Raw genomic sequence first — 15167 nt, 5'->3', positions numbered from 1 at the left:
GCGCTCAGCCGGTCTGAAGCGCTACCTTTCCTGGGCAACCCCCACTAAAAACATGTTCCCAACTTGTTTCAGGTTGAAGGCTTTAGAGGACTGCAAAAAAGTGGTGACTTTAGTGTTTAACTGCAAGTCAGCGAGAACGGCTTTAAGCGTTTTGCCGAATTTTTTGTTAAATTCACTGCCAAGCTTGGAGACGGAGACGTACCTTTCAGGAGTTTTGGCCGTTAAGGACACCACAAGTTTGGCCAGCGCCTTCTCCAGTTCGGCTTTGGAGCTAATGGCCGGTGAGGGCTGGCCCTCAGTGCTGGCCTTTGCCAGCTGGGGCGAATCATTTAGATTTCCTTTATGGGGAGTGGGAATCTCAAAAAGCGTCACATACAGGATGTCGGATTTACCGGCGGGTTGATGCACGACAAAATCAGCTGGATTGTCGGTAAAGATATCTTTGGCTCTCTTAGTGGGCCAGTGAGCGGACACAACTTGAGAGAGGTTCAGCTGGTACTTTTCCTGAAAAATCTGGGAGATTTCAGAAAGCTTGAACCAGGAATTTTGGCTGCGTTTTTGCTCGGCTTTGATCAGGTTCTTTAACTGGATGATAAGTTCCTCAATGGAGGGAGTTTCCGGTACGGGTACGAGAGAGTGGGTCTGTGTTTTGCCGGTTTTGCTGTTTAAGACGGTTATGGTTTCTCTCTGCTTGCGAACTAGGTACACCGTTAATCCGTGAGTTTGCAAGGTGGTGCAAAGATGGAGGAGAACAGTGTCGGAGGAGCAGACTAAGACTTCTTTCGCCGTCGGGTAGTGCACGAAGATGGAGGAGCCAACAGTCGCCATTTTTACGTCAGCGCTGTCTTTTCCCGGGGGGACGTGGATCAGTTCGTAGTGACGCCGGTGGAATTCTGCGTCTTGTTTGCCCATGCTGCGCCAATTCGCAAAAGCAATTTTGATTTGGATGGGATAGGTGCAGATCCCCGCCAGGAATTTTTCGGTTTTGGCATCGAGCTGCAAGTTCTCGGCGTCTAGCAGCAAAATGGCCACTGGCTCGCCGGCGCTGGCGGAGTAGCCATTGGGCGCGACTTCGGGCGTCAGGCTGCCGGCGGGCTGAGCCAGCATCTTATAATTGAGCCGGCTGTGCCACGAGGTTTCGATTTCTTCGGGAGTCACTTGACGCAGTTTATCTGTTAAGCGCTCGAACTCTTCCGACACGAAGAAACTCGGCTTCAGAAAAGATTGCAGGATTTTTAGGACTTTCCGAATTAAAGCATCTCTATCTTGACAGTGGCTGAGTTCTTCTGCTATCTTATCTGCTAACTTAGATTGAAACGTGCCACTTTGCCAGGAATAATTCCTGACCTTTTCTTTCAGCCATTCTGGATGTTGCTGGCGGGTGGAAAGAATGGTTTGGCAGACAGAGCGGCTCATTGAGCCGAACGTGGCCGAACCGTTCGCGGACGTCGGAATCAGGCGATCTGGCATAGGGTGCAGCATGAGAGGGTCTCTGTAGCTAATGATAAAAGATGATGATTCACAAATCCCAATCGCAGCCGGCAAAGGGTTTGCCGGTCTGCGATCGGCCCCTGTTGCGCTCGGCTCGCCGGCAAGATGCATTATACCACAAAAGGGGCGCACTGGCAGACCGGCACGGCATTTTTCAACATTTCTTAACCTTTCTGAACAATTCGGGGGTGAGGGAGCGGCGCACTCTGCCGCCCCCGCTCAGGCGAGCGCCACTTGATAGCCCTTGCTTTTTTTCTGCACCTTGAAAGCGCTGCAGGACTGCAAAAATGGGGGGAATTGACTTCCTAGGTGCAATTGCTTCATTGTTTTGATAAGGGGCTGGCCGTATTCCTTTTGAAATTCCCAGGCTAGATTTGAAAGGGAAATAGAGCTGCCAGCAGATTCAGCGGATAAGGTTCTGACAATTCCAGCGCCTGTTACAGTTCCTCTCGCGTGCTAATTTCAGATGAAGGCGATGTGGGGACAGACACTGTATAATGGGTGCTATTCTGAACGAGTGAGATCGCAGTACAGGACTTTAAAAATTTAGTCAAATTCCCGCCTAGCTTTAATCTTTTGACGATGGAATTAGCCGTTTCACCACAGAGTTTGTGCACCTCGGAGCTGAGAGTGCCAACAGAAACTTTATCCAGCGGATTGTTGAGTTGCAGGAACTCAATAATTTCGAGAAGCGCCCGCTCCAATTCTTCCTTGGACTGAATACTCCTTGTGGGGAGCGGTGGTGCCGGTGCAGAAACATTCAATTCCACATCGGCGCTCTTATGAGCCGGTGGTGCCGGTTCTTCTTCGGGCGCAGGCGCGAGTGATGTTGCTTCTGGAACGGGTGCCGGCGAGTCATTCGACCGGCTGGCGCTCAGTGTCAGGTTGCGCCGCTCTTGCAAAAGCGCGGAAATAGCAGAAAATTGCGCTGTGCGCTGGGTGAGCGAGTTATGTTCCGCCTGAATGAGTTCCTCAACTTGCTTAACAAATCCTTCAAAAGAAGGAATTTCCGCTTCCACTCTCAGGGAATAGTGTTTCAGCTCGCCGCTGTAGAGATTTTCTACCGTCAGGGTTTTATTTTTAGTGCGGGCGCGATAGACGGTCAGTCCCATGTTTTGCAACTGAGTGCAGAGGTGGTTTAACAGCCCATCGGAAGAGCAGACAAACACCTCTTTCACATTGGGGTAGTGGAAGAAAATAGAAGAGCCAACAGCTATCATTTTGGCGTCCGCACTATTCTTGCCCTCCGGCACATGAACCATCTGATATCCGCGCTCGTGAAGTTCCGCATCCAGCTTGCTAAAGCTCGGGTTTCTCCAGTTGGCGAAGGCAATTTTCACCTGCAAAGGACAGGCGCACAGACTGGCTAGGAATTGTTCAGGTTTGATGTCGAGTTTCAGGTTTTCTGCATCTAGCAGCAAAATAGCGATTCCCGGCGCAGAGGGCGCGGACGCTTCTGGAGCGCTGAGCGCCGGTGCGGCTTCAGCGTGTCCGTTACTCTCAAACTGTACCGCATCGCCAAGGGCAGTGGGAAGCGCTTCGCTTAAGGTTGGCTCTGCGGTGGGAGCGAGGAATTGCTTGCCACAAGCTTTGCACTGATAGCGCTGCTGGCCTTTCGGGCGGCCATTTTTGCGGAGTTCAGGGGACTGACATTGGGGACATTTCATGCTGGCAATTATCTCAACTGAACTGGAACTTGGGCCAAAGCGGGGTTTGTGGCTGTGGGAAAGGCCACTGCATGACTGGCGAGGAATTTGGCTTCTTGGGGGGGTGCGCCCGCCTTGTCAACCGCTCGCCCTTTGATGTAATAATATAAAATAATCCTTAATAATTCTTGATCCAATGGCCAGAGACTTGCGGGGGTTCATCAAACTGCTGGAAGAACGGGGACAGTTGCGGCGGATTAAAGCCCTGGTTGATCCAGATTTGGAGATTGCCGAGATTTCCAACCGCATGCTGGGAGCGGGGGGCCCGGCGCTGCTGTTTGAGAACGTCAAAGGTTCGGCATATCCCGTGGCGATCAACCTGATGGGCACAGAGGAGCGGGTGTGCTGGGCGATGAATAGGTCAAAGCCGGCAGAGTTGGAGGAGTTGGGCAAAAAGCTGGCGATGCTGCAGCAACCCAAACCGCCCAAGAAGGTTTCCCAGGCGGTAGAGTTTGGCAAAGTGCTGTTTGACGTGCTCAAAGCGAAACCGGGGCGCGACTTTTTCCCGGCGTGCCAGGAAGTGGTAATTGAAGGGGATGAGCTGGATTTGAACAAAATCCCGATGATTCGCCCGTATCCGGGGGATGCCGGCAAGATTGTCACCCTGGGTTTGGTGATTACCAAGGATTGCGAGACGGGAACGCCAAATGTGGGTGTTTACCGGCTGCAGCTGCAATCGCGGAACACAATGACGGTACACTGGCTGTCAGTGCGGGGGGGTGCGCGGCACTTGCGCAAGGCTGCGGAGCGCGGGAAGAAATTGCAGGTTGCGATCGCCCTCGGCGTTGACCCGCTGATTATTATGGCAGCTGCTACGCCGATTCCGGTGGATCTGTCAGAATGGCTGTTTGCTGGGCTGTATGGCGGTTCTGGGGTGAGTCTGGCGAAGTGCAAGACGGTGGATTTGGAAGTGCCGGCGGACTCGGAATTTGTGCTGGAAGGCACGATCGCGCCGGGGGAAATGATGCCGGACGGGCCTTTTGGCGACCACATGGGCTATTACGGCGGCGTCGAGGATTCGCCGCTAATTCGCTTCCACTGCATGACCCACCGGCAAGATCCGATTTATCTCACCACATTTAGCGGGCGTCCGCCCAAAGAAGAGGCGATGATGGCCATTGCCCTGAATCGCATTTACACGCCAATTTTGCGGCAGCAGGTGTCAGAAATTGCCGATTTCTTCCTGCCAATGGAGGCGCTCAGTTACAAGGCGGCGATTATCTCGATTGATAAGGCGTATCCGGGACAGGCGCGACGGGCTGCTTTGGCATTTTGGAGCGCTTTGCCCCAGTTTACTTACACGAAGTTTGTGATTGTTGTGGATAAGGATATCAACATTCGCGACCCGCGTCAAGTGGTGTGGGCAATTAGCTCTAAGGTTGACCCGTCGCGGGATGTGTTTATCCTGCCGAATACGCCGTTTGACAGCTTGGATTTTGCCAGTGAGAAGATTGGGCTGGGCGGGCGCATGGGGATTGATGCGACGACGAAGATTCCGCCGGAAACCGAGCATGAGTGGGGGGCGGCTTTGGAGTCGGATGCGGATGTGGCGGCTATGGTGGAGCGCCGGTGGGCGGAATATGGGCTGGCGGATTTGCAGTTGGGGGAGGTGAATCCGAATTTGTTTGGGTATGACATGCGGTAGATGCGAGCAGTGAGGTGTTAAATGGACAGTTTAAAAGGTTTCAGCTTTCCAGTGAATTTATGGCATCAAGGTTCAGTCGTAAGAACCATTCTTCCCCAGGTTATCTGGTGCGGAGTATTTAGCTTGTTCGTCGATATAATCCATGAGCTAAACTTATTTGAATCCTGGCCACTGATTAATATGATTCCCAATATCCTCTTGGGGCTGTTATTGAGTTTCCGAACCAGTACAGCTTACGAAAGGTTTTGGGAGGGGCGTAAATGTTGGGGCACTGTTGTCAATAATGTGCGCAACTTGTCGCGTGAAATGTGGGTGGCCATAGAAGAAATTGAGCCAAATGATAAAGACGCAAAAGTGGCTGCTGTGCGGCTATTAGTGGCTTTTGCGGTGGCGACTAAAATGCACCTGAGGTATGAGCGGACTAGCAGTGAGTTAAAAGCATTGATGTCGCCAGAACGCTATAAAAAGCTAAAGCGCATAAATAATATACCCCTAGAGGTTGCCTTTTGGATTGGGGATTATTTGCAGGAACAGTACGAACGGAATTGCCTGAACAGCTATCAGCTTAATGCTATGAAGCAGTTGCTGAATAGTATGGTGGACTGTTTGGGAGGCTGCGAGCGCATTCAGAAAACACCAATGCCTCTGGCTTATGCCCTTCACCTGAAACAGTTGCTGCTGGTTTATTGCCTGTTTTTGCCCTTGCAAATCGTGGATCAATTGCACTGGCTGACGGTGCCTATGGTGGTTTTAGTCAGTTTCACTTTGTTTGGGATTGAGGAGATTGGCAATCAACTTGAAAATCCTTTTGGCAAGGCTCCTAATGACTTGCCTTTGGATGCAATTTGCAATACAATGCACCGCAATGTTGAAGATTTAATTTCGCTGGCTCCCAGTGTGAGGGATTGGAAAAATCCACGACTGGAGCATGTCACGGCTGACTTGCGTGAGGGATTGAACCGCCGCCAGTAAGGTGCCAATGCAGAGGGGAGAGGGGCGATTCCTCCCCTCTACTTCGTTTGTTGTATTAAGAGTTTTATGGGAGGATTCTTTTGCTGCTAGATGCGGTTCCCCCCCACCCCCTAAGGCCCCCTCTGGGGATAAGGGGCAGGGGTTAGGGGGTGGGGTGCTTTCCGACCCCGGCAGAAACAGTGCTATACTAAAACTGTGCTGAGTAAAGGAGTTCCATCAATGCCCTCTCCATTTCCGGGAATGAATCCCTATTTAGAACATCCAGCCGTATGGCCAAAAGTGCACAAGCGGCTGATAGTGGCGCTCGCGGACTTGCTGGCTCCCCAACTCCGTCCTAAATATATAGTAGATATCGAAGATCGAATTTATCAAAGCAGTGGGGAAGATTCTATATTTGTGGGTATTCCTGATGTAACGGTGCAGCGTCCGCTAACGTCCCGGAACCCAACAGTGTCGAATGTCGCTGTCGCCGCACCTCCAGCACAGCCGGTGACGGTCGCAATTCCCATACCTGAGACTGTCAGGGAAGACTATTTACAGATACGGGATGTGGCGACGAATGAGGTAGTAACTGCGCTCGAAGTCCTCTCTCCAAAGAATAAGCGCTCTGGGGAAGGACGCCGAAAATACGAGCTTAAGCGCCAGCGGGTGTTAGGAAGTTTAACGAATTTGGTAGAAATAGATTTGCTGCGTGCCGGGGAACCAATGCCGGTTTTGAATAATGACACCCAAAGTGATTATCGCATATTAGTGAGTCGGGGCGATCGCCGGCCTCTAGCAGATTTGTATGCTTTTAATCTCCGGGATGCAATTCCGTGTTTTCCGCTGCCTTTGCGTGCGGGGGATAGGGAGCCGGTGGTGGATTTGAAGGCGCTTCTGGATTTGGTGTATGATAGGGGGAGTTATGATTTGAGAATCGATTACAGGAGCGAGCCGGTGCCGGCGCTTTCAGAGGCGGATGCCGGTTGGGCGGATGCCCTGTTGCGGGAGCAAGGATGCCGGTGAATTGAGTTATAAGAGATTGGTAGCGCCAAACGTGAGCGGAGAACTGCAGGGTGAGTGCTAGATAATTTTACAAGACTTGCAGCCGGCATATCCTAAAAAAGGTATAATTGGTAAGGCGGGGCGGAGTTTTCTCAGTCCAGCCGGTGGGAACCCTCAAGTTGCAAAAGGAGTGTCTGAATGAATAGAGCATTTTTGAAAACCGCTCTGGGAGCGAAAGAGATAGCCGAACAGGTGGCCAAACGCGCCCAGCGGAATGTACCGGCTTACAAGCGTTTTCTGGAAAAGCATGGATTGAAAGGGGGAGAGCCATTTGACCGGCTCCCCCAGTCGGACAAAGAATCCTACCTCCTAGCTTACCCATTTGAAGAGCTGCAGGCGGACAATTCTGAAGAAATATTTACCATCTTTCGCTCCTCCGGGTCATCTGGAAAGAGCTTTTATTGGCCCCAGCTAAAGTCCGCCAGCGGCTCTTCAACCAGAGCATTTAGGGCGTTTCTCGAAGGCATGTTCGCCGTTCACCAGAAAAAGACACTTGCGATTGTGGGGCTCTCTCTGGGAAGTTGGATCGGCGGAGATTTTTTTTCCTGGAATTTAAAGAATCTGGCGCTCGATACGCCCTATCCATTTTGGGTCATTTCTCCGGGTAGCCATCCCGATGAAATTCTCGAAATTGTGTGCAAAATGAATCCCTTTGTGGAGCAATTTATCCTGTTTATCGTTCCCTCAACAATCTCTTACCTAAACCTCAAGGCAAATCAGTTAAAGCAAGCTATTCCCTTCAGTAAAATCAGGTATATTGTTACGGGTGAGCCTTTTCCAGAGAGCGTGCGAGCTTCTCTCCACAACCGTGCGGGGGTAGGGGAGAGCGCACGATTTATGTTTTCCCTTTACGCCAGCGCCGATACGGGGACACTTGGAGCGGAATCCCTGGCTTCTGTAACCGTGCGAAAATTACTGTATCGAAACAGCGCTCTCGCTAATTTCCTGGGCATAGAATCTCCCACCCCTCACTTTTTTCATTTATTTGTTAGTGACGTTTACCTGGAAACTGTTGACCGGCACCTTTGCGTTACCCGCTGGCAAGGAATTCCCTTAGTGCGCTACATGCTCTACGATCGGGTAGCTCTATACAGTTGGAAACAATTGAAACACGCCATTCTTACCTCGGATATGCTGAATTCTGAGGATGCAGATCTGGTGAACATTCTTTCAGCAGCCAGCGACCGGCTTCCGGATCTGCTCGCTGTTACCGGTCGGGGAGACAGCTCCCTAATCTTTGGTGGCGCTAATCTCATGGAATATATGCTGGACGCGGCGGTCAAATGCGAAGAACTGCAGGACATTCTCACTGGACTGTACCGCGCCCGGATTATTTACGAAGAAGAAAGACAGTATCTTGAATTTGACCTGGAAATCCGGGAAGGTGTCTCCCCCGAAACAGCGACAATTGAGCGCATTTATTACTCTCTAGTGCGGTCTATAGGGAGGGTAAATCCAGAATTTATGAATAAATGGAAAGCGGTTTATAGCGCTTTTGACAGCAACCCAGAAAAGCGGATTTTCCGGATGAATTTCGTGCCCTGTCCAGGTCTGTCTCAGGCAACGGAAACAACCATCAAACAGAGAGGGATTGTCAGGTCATAGATGAAAGCCGGGGCGCACCGCAACCCTCCACAGGAACCGCCGGCTTCCACTTATAGCAGTAGTCATATTAGTTAAGACATTAATGACATGGCTTATGGGGCTCATGCGCATTGGGCTCATGCGCATGGGGTAAGTAGGGGCGGGTTCACCCAAAATGTCTCTGGGTTTTACCAGATGTTAGTAAACCCGCCCCTACCAGCTTTTGCGTGATGCGATGATGCGATGATGCCCATGTACTAACCTAAGTGCATACTGCTATACCCCCGGTAGGGCTAAAGCCCAACTACGAACCTTTGGGCTAAAGTAAGGGCGGGTTCACCCAAAATGTTTCTGCGAAGTTCACATGTTAGTCAACCCGCCCCTACAAACTTTTGGGCTAAAGCGCCATCGCCCCCGCCCCCTTACTTAAGTAAGACTACTTAAGTAAAATTCCGTAACCCGCTAGCCGGAAGCCATCACCCAAGTGAGTGTGGCAATATAGAAATAACGGGTATAAAGAAAAGCAAAACATATGACTCACCCAGAAGAAAAAGACCCAGAAAAAGATGTCCGAGTCGCCGCCACTACAAAAATCTGGGGACTCGCCACCGGCATGCTGGGAATCTGCATTCCGCTGTCAGCTGTTACCAACAGCGGTCCGGTACTGCCGGTCGCCGTCGTCACAGGCGCAGCAGCCAGCACCGCAGTCGTTTGGCGCGACAAAAAATCCCAAACTCAGCTGCAAGCCAGTCAGCTGCAACAGATTGAGCAGCGCCTCGCCAACCTAGAAACAATTGTTGGCAGTGACGACTTGGATTTGCGGCTGAAAATCAAACAGCTGGAAGGGCGCGATCGCAGCTCCCCCTCTCAGTAATTGCAGCCGGTGCCGGCTCCCTGCCTGGAAGTGCGAGTGCAGTGAATTCCAGCCCAAGTGTGTGATAGAATAGTAACATTGCAGATAGCTCAAAACGCAGAGATCAGGGACGACTTAAACCCTAATTTTTAGCCGCAAACATCTACCCCTTCCCCACCGGCAGCTGGCAGCAGTCTCGCCTGCGGCCAAAGTCCCGACCGCATCCGTGCCGGCGCGCGCCCAATGCTTCCGGCACCCCCTTTGAGCCAGCAGCTCGCAGCGCAGGCCAGAACGCCTGTGCCTTCTCTCTCCCCAAAAAACCGGCTGCCCGAGCTTGTACGATATAGGTAAAATCTTGGGGAGAGTCACACAACCGGCGCATGGACTGGACAACCCCACTGAAATCTCAACAAGCTGACTTCATCAAACGGCTCAAATCGGGTGCGGCAAATCTGCTGCGCTGTCAAACCGTCGGTTGCCACAGTGAATTGATGGTGATTTCAGGTCAGCGGTTGCAGCAAATTCGCTCCCAGTGCCAGCATCTCACCGAAGCGAAGCAAACCGATCCAGTCCGCGATATAATTCGCAACCACTTGCTCGAACAGCTGGGTGAAGAAGCGCTCGCCAGCTGCCTAGACGTTTTGGTGACCCGCCCTGACAGCAACACCGGCGTCGATTTTCCCCTCAGCGAAAACGCAACCGCCGGCATCGCAGTCCAAACCGCGCGCGGCAGCATTGATTCAGTTCGGTGGAGCGCTCACCCCTCACAACTCAAGGAAAATGCCGCTGTTGTCTGCATTTTGCTCCCAGAAGACATCAGTGAAGCGCAAGAAGCGTGCAGCGCCATACTGGCGGGCTTCCTGCCGGCTTCTCAGGTAGAAGCCTCGAGCAGCGCAATAGCCTCATTCGGAATCGCAGACCTTCTCTATGCCGGCGGTTTGCGCAGCTATTTGGAATCCCTGAAATCTCAGCAAATCTCCCGCGAGTGGTTGCGCACCGTCACTTGCGGGTCAACCTATCTCTATCCCGCCGCGCTCAGCGCCGATGGCCAAACCCTGGCCAGCAGCAGTTATGACGGCAGCATTAAACTTTGGAAATTGGGCAGCAGCGAACTGATCGAGCAGCTGAAGGGGCATTGCTGGTCGCTGTATCCCGCCGCCACCGGCTCTGGCGGGCACTCCCTCGCCAGTGGCAGCACAGAAAAAAAGCTCCACCTGTCCCACTCCGGCACCGGCGAGCTGCTCCGCACCCTTGCCGGTCATTCCAGCGGCGTCAGCGCCATTGCCATTAGCTGCGACGGGCAGATCCTGATCAGCGGCGGCTATGACGGCACAATTAAAATCTGGCACCCCGGCGGTGGCGAGAAAGAGCGCCGCATCGCCGCCCATGCCGGCATGGTTCGCCCCCTCGCCATTAGCCCCGACAGCCAGATTCTCGCCAGCGGCAGTATTGACAAAACACTGAAAATATGGTATGCCAACACCGGCAAATTGCTGCGAACCCTGCCGGTGCATCCAGACCCCGTGGTGGCCATCGCCATCAGCCCTGATGGGCAAATCCTCGCCAGTGGCTCTCAGGACGGCACCATCGAGATTTGGCACCTCGACACCGGCCTTCGCAGAAATATCTTCGCCGGACATGCCGGCACCGTCCGCTCCCTGGCCATCGGAGACGATGGCCAAACCCTGGCCAGCGGCAGTACCGAGAGGACGATCAAGCTGTGGGACTTGCAGACAGGAGCGCTTCGCCGCACCCTGACCGGACATACAGACCCGCTGATTAACCTCACTCCCAACCCCAGCGGGCAAACCCTTGACCTGAGTTTGCTCCGTCACCCTGCGCCCGGATGGGTCGAGCCCAGCTAGTGCCAGCCGCCAGCCCGCAATCCGTGCCGGTGAATGCTGCCGCCATCGCCGGCCCACCGAGGGCAACAGCTGGAAGCCATCTAAAATTTACGTTTAATTAGTTTCTTCACCGCACGTCGGTTTGCTGCGCAGTGACGGGTCTGCTAAATCGTTATAAGCCCTGAGCGGCGGGCGTTACATTCATTAATTAAGCAGCCGTATTTCATATAAATTTCCTAGCAGCCAGCGGCGTTGTGGCAGTGGATTGAGAAATTTTCTGCAAAAAAGTCAAGAGTAGGGTATAAAAATAAATAATTCATGTAGAAATATTACAGCTCAAACCGATATGTTACGCCCCTCATCACCGGCGGTCCTCCTCGTGGACGGCTACAACATCATAGGAATCTGGCCATACCTGACAAAAACCCGCGACCGAGATGGCCTGGAAGCCTCCAGACGGGAACTGATCGAAGCTTTGGTCAACTACAGCGCCTTTAAGGACTACGACACGCGCCTGGTGTTCGACGCCCACTATCAGGACACCCGCAGCACCAAGGAAGAAATCACCCGCCACCTCAGCGTCCACTACACCGACTTCGGCCAAACCGCAGATACCTACATCGAAAAAACCTGCGCCACCTTTCGCTACGAACGGGCCCACGCTCAACAGCGGCTGATTGTGGCCACATCAGACCGGGCCCAGCAACTCACCGTCGTCGGGTACGGAGCCGAATGGATCTCAGGACACCAGCTGGCCTCGGAGGTAGAATCCACCAGGCACAGCGTCAGGCGCAAACAGAACTCCTCCAAACGACCGCCCAGCCGCTTTTTAGCAAGCTCTCTCGATCCCAAAGCCCAGCAGCGCTTGGCCCAAATGCGGATGAACCGGCCCTGGTGAAGCCCCAAAATGGCCCTCTCAGGAGCCGAAAAAAAATTTTGAAAAATTTTTCCCAAAGTGCTTGCCAAACTCCTCCGCAGGTAGTTATTATAAGAATCACAATCCTCGGTAGCTCAGTGGTAGAGCGGTCGGCTGTCAGGGACCAATGCAGGCCATAAAGCTTGCAACTTCCCCAAGCAGCGCTACTCGGTAACGGGTAGTGGAAAATCGGGTGAACTCAAGGAAGCCGCAGCACTTCGGGTGGCGGGAACCCTGAGCCAAGTCTGGCGAAAGGCAGTGGTTAACCCACAGGTAGCCAGAAAGGTGCAGAGACTATGGATGAGGAGCCTATCCAATAAATCCAGTAGCGCCCGACATCCCACAAGGGATGATGAGATAGTCCACCCCTAGCGGAAACGTTGGGACAGGGTGTAACCGATTGGTCGCAAGTTCGAATCTTGCCCGGGGAGTTAACAAATTTTGGATGCGTGGATTTTGGATTTTGGATTGAAGGGTTAATCTGAAATCGCAAGATTTTGGATGCGTGGATTTTGGATTTTGGATTGAAGACCAAATCAAAACCATCGTCTAGATTCCTGAGATTGGGACAGGCGAGACGCCTGTCCTACGCCGTAGGTACGGCGTTCGCCGTGCCTTAATGTCTCATTTCCTAACCAATTTGGCTAGTGCTGTAAATGTATCAAAACGCCTTTTCGCAAAGCGCTCCAGCTAGCTGGGCTGAGTTTTGGTTGCTGGACAGCAATGTAACTTATCTGAATCACGGCTCATTTGGAGCCTGCCCAAAGCCGGTGCTCGAAGCCCAGCAGCGCCTGCGGGAACAGCTGGAACGAGAGCCGGTGCGCTTTTTTGGGCGGGAGTTCGAGCCCCTGCTCGATGAAGCTCGCACTGAGCTGGCCCGCTTTGCCGGCGCTGACCCAGCCGAGCTGGCCTTTGTCCCCAACGCCACAACCGGCGTCAATGCCGTCTTGCGCTCCCTGCTCGCTTACGGGCACTTTCAGCCCGGGGACGAGATCCTGACCACCAACCAGGAGTACAACGCCTGCCGCAACGCCCTGAATTTTGTGGCCGAGTGTGCCGGTGCCCGCATCGTCACAGCGCCGGTGCCCTTTCCCCTGGAATCGCCGGCTCAGATTGTCCAGGCAGTGATGGAGCGAGTTTCCCCGAAAACGCGGCTGGTTTTGCTCGATCATGTGGTCAGCCAGACGGCGCTGATTTTCCCCATCCGGCAGATTGTCCAGCAGCTAGCAGGACTGGGCGTCGATACCCTCGTGGACGGAGCCCACACGCCGGGAATGCTGCCCCTGAACCTGCACGAGATTGGCGCAACTTACTACACCGGCAACTGCCACAAATGGCTCTGCGCCCCCAAAGGGGCAGCCTTCCTCTATGTGCGGCGCGACAAGCAATCCGCCATCCGTCCCCTGACCGTCAGCCACGGGGCCAACTCCCCCCGCACTGACCGGTCGCGCTTCCAGCTGGAATTCGACTGGATGGGGACACCAGACCCCACCGCTTGCCTGTGCGTGCCGGTGGCTGTCAAATTCATGGGCTCCCTGCTAGCCGGCGGCTGGCCAGAATTAATGGAGAGAAACCGCTCGATGGCCCTAGCGGCGAGACAGATGCTTTGCGACAAGCTGGGCGTGCCGGTGCCCTGTCCGGATGAGATGATTGGCTCGATGGCATCTCTACCTCTGCCAGACGGTTCCACTGAGGCGCTTCACGATATTTTGCTGGACCAGTTTGGGATTGAAGTGTGGCTTACTGCCTGGCCGGCTGCCCCCAACCGACTCATTCGCATTTCCGCACAGATTTACAATACGCCGGTGGAGTATGAATATCTAGCCAAGGCGCTCTTGGAGTTGCTGGATTCCTGACTGTTGCCGGTGGACTCGAGCGAGAGCTTTTGCTAAGCTGTGGCGCATTTAATTTTTGCTATCCATCTCTATCCCTCGTTCCCAGCCTGAGGCTGGGAACGAGAGAACCCTTGATTCTACCACTGTCTGGTTGTAGCTCCCAGACAAACCCTATACATCTCACAATTTTTTCACAAGCTTTAACAAAAACTGAAGTGAGAGAAATTCCCCGGCCCTAAAAACCGTAAGAAAAATTAACAGAAATTCCCAACAAAAGCTAAGTTAAGGTGTTATAGTAAAAAAAGTTGAGCCACAAAAAGGCAAGTCGAACTAGCAAGTGTCGGGTAGGCGCTGCGGGAAAAGCCGCACAAACCAGGCATCATTGAGTGAGGAGTCAGGGGGACATTTCACATGGAACCAAACACCGGGGAAAATTTGTTGGCCTTCCCGTCAGGCGGCACCGGGGATCTAGAGATTGGCTCTCAATGGATTCCATCGGGAACTGAAAGCGATTCAAGCAATTTATTGAACTTCCCTGAAGCCGATGAGGGGGCTTTCTTGTCCCCCCAGTTCAGAGAGCCCTCACTCCCCCAATACCGGCTTCCCCCTCTACTATCTATAGGTCTGGATTTACTGCCATCCAGCGACAGCGGTGCCAGCAACACCGACAATATAACCAATGACAGCACGCCTACCTTTGCGGCAGACTTATTGACGGGTTCGCCTGTGGGGGTGGCGAAAGTGCAGCTGTACGCAAACGGGCAATTAGTAGGGGAAACAACAAGAAGAAATAGCACACAAATTACCTCAATTCCCCTGACATATGGCCCACATGTTCTGCAGGCGAGGGCCTTAAATATTGCCGGCAGTGTGCTGGCTTCTTCCGCACCACTAACTGTTACAATTGACACGAGTGCACCCTCTCTCTCCTTAACAGCGCCGATTGCCGGTTGGGCGCACAGTTCCACAGCGCGGCTGATTGGTTCAGCCGGCGATACCGGTGGGGGAGTTCCCAATGTTCAATACTCCTTAGATGGCGGTAGTTCATCCCCCAGTGCCGGTGAGTGCAGCGGGACAGTTTGACGCCGCGATTGCTTCTAATGGGTTAGGACTAGGCGACCACAATATTGGGGTGATTGCAACTGACACAGCCGGCAACCAGGCTTCACAGTCTGTGGATTTCTCAGTCACAGAAAACTTTTTAATCCGCAAACAAGGCAGCACCGGCTGGGCGGCAGAAACCGCCAACTCTATTATACTGCATGAGCGAGACAGTT

General features: G+C 53.1%; 14 protein-coding genes. 10 read left to right on the top strand and 4 right to left on the bottom strand.

From position 1 onward, the window contains the following. Window positions 1–21: 21 nt before the first annotated feature. The 3 genes from OSC10802_RS0111280 to OSC10802_RS49500 form a co-directional block, all read right to left on the bottom strand. Window positions 22–1482 carry a PIN domain-containing protein gene (locus OSC10802_RS0111280; protein WP_017716875.1) on the bottom strand — a complete coding sequence of 487 codons (1461 nt, stop codon included), beginning with the start codon at window positions 1480–1482 and terminating at the stop codon, window positions 22–24. A 446-nt stretch (window positions 1483–1928) separates the two neighbouring features. After that, window positions 1929–3158 (bottom strand): IS1/IS1595 family N-terminal zinc-binding domain-containing protein, encoded by a 1230-nt coding sequence (locus OSC10802_RS39690; protein WP_017716873.1) that lies wholly within the window; start codon window positions 3156–3158, stop codon window positions 1929–1931. 8 nt (window positions 3159–3166) lie between these two features. Next, window positions 3167–3334: a hypothetical protein gene (locus OSC10802_RS49500; protein ID WP_017716872.1), complete on the bottom strand. Its 168-nt coding sequence runs from the start codon at window positions 3332–3334 to the stop codon at window positions 3167–3169. Here OSC10802_RS49500 and OSC10802_RS0111260 point away from each other — a divergent pair. The 5 genes from OSC10802_RS0111260 to OSC10802_RS0111240 all read left to right on the top strand — a co-directional run bounded on the left by OSC10802_RS0111260 (window position 3334) and on the right by OSC10802_RS0111240 (window position 9316). Further along, window positions 3334–4842 (top strand): UbiD family decarboxylase, encoded by a 1509-nt coding sequence (locus OSC10802_RS0111260; RefSeq protein WP_017716871.1) that lies wholly within the window; start codon window positions 3334–3336, stop codon window positions 4840–4842. The genes OSC10802_RS49500 and OSC10802_RS0111260 overlap by 1 nt on opposite strands. 21 nt (window positions 4843–4863) lie before the next feature. Then, window positions 4864–5814, top strand: a complete 951-nt coding sequence (locus tag OSC10802_RS39685) for a bestrophin family protein (RefSeq protein ID WP_044170072.1) — start codon at window positions 4864–4866, stop codon at window positions 5812–5814. Window positions 5815–6033: 219 nt separating this feature from the next. After that, a complete protein-coding gene (locus OSC10802_RS0111250; protein WP_017716869.1) occupies window positions 6034–6819 on the top strand; it encodes a DUF4058 family protein in 786 nt (261 codons plus the stop codon). Window positions 6820–6996: 177 nt separating this feature from the next. Beyond that, window positions 6997–8463: a phenylacetate--CoA ligase family protein gene (locus OSC10802_RS0111245; RefSeq protein ID WP_017716868.1), complete on the top strand. Its 1467-nt coding sequence runs from the start codon at window positions 6997–6999 to the stop codon at window positions 8461–8463. Window positions 8464–8974: 511 nt separating this feature from the next. After that, window positions 8975–9316, top strand: coding sequence for a hypothetical protein (locus tag OSC10802_RS0111240; protein ID WP_017716867.1), 342 nt, complete (start codon window positions 8975–8977; stop codon window positions 9314–9316). 142 nt (window positions 9317–9458) lie between these two features. On the opposite strand, the gene OSC10802_RS0111235 is transcribed toward OSC10802_RS0111240, so the two are convergent. Then, complete coding sequence (locus OSC10802_RS0111235; RefSeq protein WP_017716866.1) at window positions 9459–9677, bottom strand: hypothetical protein; 219 nt, start codon at window positions 9675–9677, stop codon at window positions 9459–9461. Here OSC10802_RS0111235 and OSC10802_RS44245 point away from each other — a divergent pair. The 5 genes from OSC10802_RS44245 to OSC10802_RS52815 all read left to right on the top strand — a co-directional run. Further along, on the top strand, window positions 9676–11160 hold the full coding sequence (locus tag OSC10802_RS44245) for a WD40 repeat domain-containing protein (protein WP_017716865.1): 1485 nt from the start codon (window positions 9676–9678) through the stop codon (window positions 11158–11160). The genes OSC10802_RS0111235 and OSC10802_RS44245 overlap by 2 nt on opposite strands. A gap of 325 nt (window positions 11161–11485) precedes the next feature. Then, complete coding sequence (locus OSC10802_RS0111225; protein WP_017716864.1) at window positions 11486–12037, top strand: NYN domain-containing protein; 552 nt, start codon at window positions 11486–11488, stop codon at window positions 12035–12037. Window positions 12038–12711: 674 nt separating this feature from the next. Continuing rightward, window positions 12712–13911: an aminotransferase class V-fold PLP-dependent enzyme gene (locus tag OSC10802_RS0111220; RefSeq protein ID WP_017716863.1), complete on the top strand. Its 1200-nt coding sequence runs from the start codon at window positions 12712–12714 to the stop codon at window positions 13909–13911. Window positions 13912–14301: 390 nt separating this feature from the next. Further along, entirely contained in the window at window positions 14302–14973 is a 672-nt protein-coding gene (locus OSC10802_RS0111215; RefSeq protein WP_017716862.1) for an Ig-like domain-containing protein, read from the top strand. Continuing rightward, window positions 14951–15167, top strand: a 217-nt coding sequence (locus OSC10802_RS52815; protein ID WP_198525100.1) for a hypothetical protein, incomplete at its 3' end; no start/stop codon positions are given. The genes OSC10802_RS0111215 and OSC10802_RS52815, both read left to right, overlap by 23 nt.

Source organism: Kamptonema formosum PCC 10802 (assembly GCF_000332335.1).
GTDB lineage: Bacteria > Cyanobacteriota > Cyanobacteriia > Cyanobacteriales > Oscillatoriaceae > Oscillatoria.
Note: the sequence above shows the minus strand (reverse complement) of the source record. Positions and strands in the feature narration are given on the sequence as shown.

Coding starts and splice junctions, on each gene's coding strand:
- OSC10802_RS44245 (WP_017716865.1), top strand. CDS start 9,676: ATGGACTGGACAACCCCACTGAAATCTCAACAAGCTGACTTCATCAAA.
- OSC10802_RS0111225 (WP_017716864.1), top strand. CDS start 11,486: ATGTTACGCCCCTCATCACCGGCGGTCCTCCTCGTGGACGGCTACAAC.
- OSC10802_RS0111260 (WP_017716871.1), top strand. CDS start 3,334: ATGGCCAGAGACTTGCGGGGGTTCATCAAACTGCTGGAAGAACGGGGA.
- OSC10802_RS0111250 (WP_017716869.1), top strand. CDS start 6,034: ATGCCCTCTCCATTTCCGGGAATGAATCCCTATTTAGAACATCCAGCC.
- OSC10802_RS0111245 (WP_017716868.1), top strand. CDS start 6,997: ATGAATAGAGCATTTTTGAAAACCGCTCTGGGAGCGAAAGAGATAGCC.
- OSC10802_RS0111240 (WP_017716867.1), top strand. CDS start 8,975: ATGACTCACCCAGAAGAAAAAGACCCAGAAAAAGATGTCCGAGTCGCC.
- OSC10802_RS0111235 (WP_017716866.1), bottom strand. CDS start 9,677: ATGCGCCGGTTGTGTGACTCTCCCCAAGATTTTACCTATATCGTACAA.
- OSC10802_RS0111220 (WP_017716863.1), top strand. CDS start 12,712: ATGTATCAAAACGCCTTTTCGCAAAGCGCTCCAGCTAGCTGGGCTGAG.
- OSC10802_RS0111280 (WP_017716875.1), bottom strand. CDS start 1,482: ATGCTGCACCCTATGCCAGATCGCCTGATTCCGACGTCCGCGAACGGT.
- OSC10802_RS0111215 (WP_017716862.1), top strand. CDS start 14,302: ATGGAACCAAACACCGGGGAAAATTTGTTGGCCTTCCCGTCAGGCGGC.
- OSC10802_RS39685 (WP_044170072.1), top strand. CDS start 4,864: ATGGACAGTTTAAAAGGTTTCAGCTTTCCAGTGAATTTATGGCATCAA.
- OSC10802_RS39690 (WP_017716873.1), bottom strand. CDS start 3,158: ATGAAATGTCCCCAATGTCAGTCCCCTGAACTCCGCAAAAATGGCCGC.